The sequence below is a fragment of the Rhodoferax sp. genome, from assembly GCF_018063565.1.
Taxonomy (GTDB): Bacteria; Pseudomonadota; Gammaproteobacteria; order Burkholderiales; family Burkholderiaceae_C; genus Rhodoferax.
Window position 1 is genome coordinate 1 of the sequence record NZ_JAGPBB010000158.1, and the last position, 4,192, is coordinate 4,192.

The following is a 4,192-nucleotide window of genomic DNA, read 5'->3' on the forward strand; positions in this document are numbered from 1 at the left end:
CCTGACTACCTGGCTGTGGTCAAACAGATCAACCAGATCGACATCTACAAACAGGCCGCCAGCGCCACCCAGACACCGATCCCGAAGGATGTGATGCGCACCAGCAAACTGATGGACGGCGTGGTGTGGGACGGCAAAGACCCCAAGAAATATGCCGACGGCTTCAAAGTCCACGCTTAAGGAAACACCATGGTCAGCGCCGTTTTTCATTCACCACTGGAAGCGTCGGACACCGGGTCCGGTTCACGTTCTATCCCTCAGAAAACTATGCAAAATATAGCATCAAGTGTAGATTCAACGAGGGCTACAACCTCAAAAGATATGCAGAAAGCAACCTACGACTGGCGCGGCCTGTGGTTGTCGGTGCTGCCGCCCTTGATGGGTCTGGGCCTGTTGGTCGGGGTCTGGGCATTGGTCAGCATCACCACGGCCAGCAGCATTCCCTCACCCATTGACACCTTCAAACAGGCGGTGGTGATTTTTTCTGACCCGTTTTACCGCAAGGGTCCCAACGACCAGGGCGTGGGCTGGAACATCCTGATGAGCCTGGAGCGGGTGGCCGTGGGTTTTGGTCTGGCGGCGCTGGTCGGGATTCCCGCCGGGTTTGCGATTGGCCGGTTTGAGTTTTTGAGCCGCATGTTCAACCCGCTGATCAGCCTGCTGCGCCCGGTGTCGCCCCTGGCCTGGTTGCCGATTGGTCTGCTGGTGTTCAAGGGTGCCAACCCGGCTGCCATCTGGACTATCTTTATCTGCAGCATCTGGCCCATGATCATCAACACCGCCGTGGGTGTGCAACGTGTGCCGCAAGACTACATGAACGTGGCCCGCGTGTTGAACCTGAGCGAATGGAAGATTGTCACCAAGATTTTGTTCCCCTCGGTGCTGCCCTACATGCTGACCGGCGTGCGCCTGGCGGTAGGGACGGCCTGGCTGGTGATTGTGGCGGCCGAAATGTTGACCGGCGGCGTGGGTATCGGCTTCTGGGTCTGGGACGAGTGGAACAACCTGAACGTCAAGAACATCATCATCGCCATCTTCGTGATTGGCATTGTTGGCCTGATTCTTGAATATGCGCTGATCAAGATCGCGACCGCTTTTACTTTTGAAGAGGTGAAGTCATGAACGAAAACCAAACCACCAAGTTCATCGACATCAGTGGTGTTGAGCAAGTTTTCAGAACCAAAAAAGGCCCGTTTTGCGCCCTCAAGGACATTAACCTGACGGTGGCCAAGGGCGAGTTTGTGGCCTTGATCGGGCACTCGGGCTGCGGTAAATCCACGTTGCTGAACCTGATTGCCGGGCTGACCCTGCCTACCCAGGGCCACCTGTTGTGTGCCAACCGCGAAATCGCCGGGCCCGGTCCTGACCGCGCGGTGGTGTTCCAGAACCACTCACTCTTGCCCTGGCTCACCTGTTTTGAAAATGTGTACCTGGGTGTGGAGCGCGTTTTTGGTGCGGCCAACCGTTCTACCGGGGCGCCATCCGAAAACAGGGCCCAGCTCATGGCCCGCACCGACGCTGCCCTGGCCCTGGTGGGCCTGACCCCTGCCGCCCAAAAACGCCCCGGCGAAATCTCGGGCGGCATGAAGCAGCGCGTGGGCATTGCACGCGCCCTGGCCATGGAGCCCAAGGTGCTGCTGATGGATGAGCCCTTCGGTGCCCTGGATGCGCTGACCCGTGCCAAGCTGCAGGACGAATTGCTGGAGATTGTTGCCAAGACCCAGGCCACCGTGGTGATGGTGACGCACGATGTGGACGAGGCGGTGCTGCTGTCCGACAAGATCGTGATGATGACCAATGGGCCCAGTGCCACCATTGGGGAGGTGCTCAGTGTCAAGCTTGAGCGCCCGCGCAAACGTGTGGAACTGGCCGAAGACCGCCACTACGTGCAATACCGCAAGGCGGTCATCGACTTCCTCTACACACGGCAAAGCCATGTGGAAAAAGCGGCCTGACACCCAGCAGAGCAAACCATGAGCAAGAAAACATTCATCCGTGCGGTGGAGTACTGGGTACCCAGCGCAGACGGCAGTCTGCTGGAGTGTGGCGGTGGGCTGTTTGGCATCTCGCGGCGCTTTGAGGCGGCCACACGCCCGCTGTGTTTTGGTCGGGGCGAGGGCCTGCCGGGTCACGCCTGGGAAAGCGGTCGCCCGATCATGCTCAAGGCGCTGGACGGCTCCTATTTCCGGCGCGCCGCCGTGGCCCGGGCCGAAGGCCTGACGTGCGCGATTGCCCTGCCCATTTTTGTAGCTGACCAATTGCGTGCTGTGACAGTTCTTTTTTGTGGCGACGACGAAGACCACGCCGGTGCCATTGAACTGTGGCGCAACCAGCCCGAAGAGTCCACCGACATGACACTGGTGGACGGCTACTACGGCACCACCGGCGACACCTTTGAATTCATTTCGCGCAGCACCAGCTTTCGGCGAGGTACTGGCCTGCCCGGGCGCACCTGGGAGCGTCAGGCGCCCGTGTTTCTGGAGGATCTGGGGCGGGGCTCGGGCTTTTTGCGTGCCGAAAGCGCCGTCAAAGTGGGCATCAACCAGGGTTTTGCCATTCCTTGCGCCGCGCTCAATGGCGACCACTATGTCATGGCCTTCCTGAGTGCATTGGGCACGCCGATTGCGCGCCGCGTGGATGTATTTGAGCCCGATGCCCAGCGCACTCAATTGCGGCACAGCTTTGGCTTTGCCGGTACCAGCGCGCAGGTCGCGGCGTATGCTCCCGTTGCCCCCGTAGTGTTTGACAGCCCGGCGGGCCAGGTGTTTGCCACCGGCACACCTGCCATTGAGCGAGACACGCTGCTGATGCCCGTGGCCATGCAGGGCAGGGTCACTGCGGTGCTGGCCTTGACACTTTGACCACACGGGGTGAGTTCACGGTGTGCAGCACCCACCGCAGCACTTAAATGCGAATGACTCTCATTTGATAGAATTCAGAGCCAGCAATGATTGTCCATTGCGCTTCCTGAATTCAACATGATGCATCGCCGCCAACTCCTCAAATCAAGTCCCTTGTTGCTGGGCTCACTCTTTGTGCCTTTCGCTGCCCTGGCCCAGCAGGGCTTGCCTGATCCGGCTGCGCCCGCAGCGGCTTCAGATCGCCTGGCCGCCGCCTGGCGCACCGCACCCGGGTCCGGGCTGGCCCATGCCGGGCGCGACTTTACCGGCATTCTGGAGCTCGATTGGCCACAGCGTCAGGTGCGCATTGCGGCGCAGGTGCTGCTGCCAGAACGCGTGCACGGCTTGCTGGCTGAACCCGGCGGGGGTTTTCTGGCCGTGGCCAGCCGCCCGGGCCGCTTTTTGATGCGCATCGATGCACAAGGCCAGGTGGCGGTGCACCATGCGCTGGACGAGGAGTCTCCGCAGCGCACGCTGGACGGCCACATCAGCCCCAGTGCAGACGGGCAATGGCTCTACACCCCCGAAACCGACCCCAGTACTGGCCAGGGTTGGGTCAGCGTGCGCGACCACAGCACCCTGCGCAAGGTGGCCCAATGGTCCAGCCATGGCATCGACCCGCATCAATGCCTGCTGGACGACAGTGGTGCGCTGGTGCTGGTCAACGGTGGTATTCCCCGAAATGCCGATGGCAGCAAACGCGAGTTGCATCGCATGGCATCGTCCCTGGTGCGACTGGACGGCAAGTCGGGTGAGCTGCTGGGGCAATGGCGCCTGCCGGACCCCCGTTTGAGCATGCGCCATGTGGCCTGGAGCCTGGGTGGCGAAAGCAGCGCGCAGCGTTTGCTGGGCATTGGTCTGCAGGCCGAGCATGACGATGCGCAGGCCCGCAACGAGGCGCCGACGCTTGCGCTCTGGAATGGCAAAAGTCTGCAATTGCCCTCTCGCTCTGCCATGGCTGGCGGCTACGCCGGGGACATTGCGCCCGGCCCGGGCGGTGGTTTCATTGTGAGTGGTCAAAAGGTCAACCGTGGTTTGTTGTGGCATCCGGATGACCCGGGCCAGTTGCACACCATTGCTGAATTGCGTGAGCTGTGTGCACTGGCCGCGTGGCAGGGCAAAGTGGGTGCAAGTGGTGTGTTGATCGGATCGGCCCGCGGGGTTTCGCGCTGGCACCCCAGTGTGCCCGCGGCCATGCTGGCCTGGCCGCAAGACATGTCACCGGACAACCATTGGGTTGTGTTGGCGTGACCCAATCCTGAGTAAACGCTACAAATTGGGCAGCGTGTTTC

At 61.1% G+C, this 4,192-nt stretch carries 4 protein-coding genes and 1 pseudogene; all 5 read left to right on the plus strand.

The window, feature by feature from the left end:
• Nucleotides 1–180 (plus strand): annotated as a pseudogene (locus KBF66_RS18905) (nitrate ABC transporter substrate-binding protein); the annotation flags it as partial.
• Nucleotides 181–189: 9 nt separating this feature from the next.
• Complete coding sequence (gene ntrB / locus KBF66_RS18910; RefSeq protein WP_296661215.1) at nt 190–1,122, plus strand: nitrate ABC transporter permease; 933 nt, start codon at nt 190–192, stop codon at nt 1,120–1,122.
• Nucleotides 1,119–1,955 (plus strand): ABC transporter ATP-binding protein, encoded by an 837-nt coding sequence (locus KBF66_RS18915; RefSeq protein ID WP_296661217.1) that lies wholly within the window; start codon nt 1,119–1,121, stop codon nt 1,953–1,955. The genes ntrB and KBF66_RS18915 overlap by 4 nt, the downstream gene beginning before the upstream one ends.
• 18 nt (nt 1,956–1,973) lie before the next feature.
• The gene (locus KBF66_RS18920; RefSeq protein WP_296661219.1) at nt 1,974–2,861 is read left to right on the plus strand and encodes a GAF domain-containing protein; all 888 of its coding nucleotides are present in this window, start codon (nt 1,974–1,976) and stop codon (nt 2,859–2,861) included.
• Between the two features lie 117 nt (nt 2,862–2,978).
• Nucleotides 2,979–4,151: a DUF1513 domain-containing protein gene (locus KBF66_RS18925; protein ID WP_296661221.1), complete on the plus strand. Its 1,173-nt coding sequence runs from the start codon at nt 2,979–2,981 to the stop codon at nt 4,149–4,151.
• The last annotated feature ends 41 nt before the right edge of the window (nt 4,152–4,192 follow it).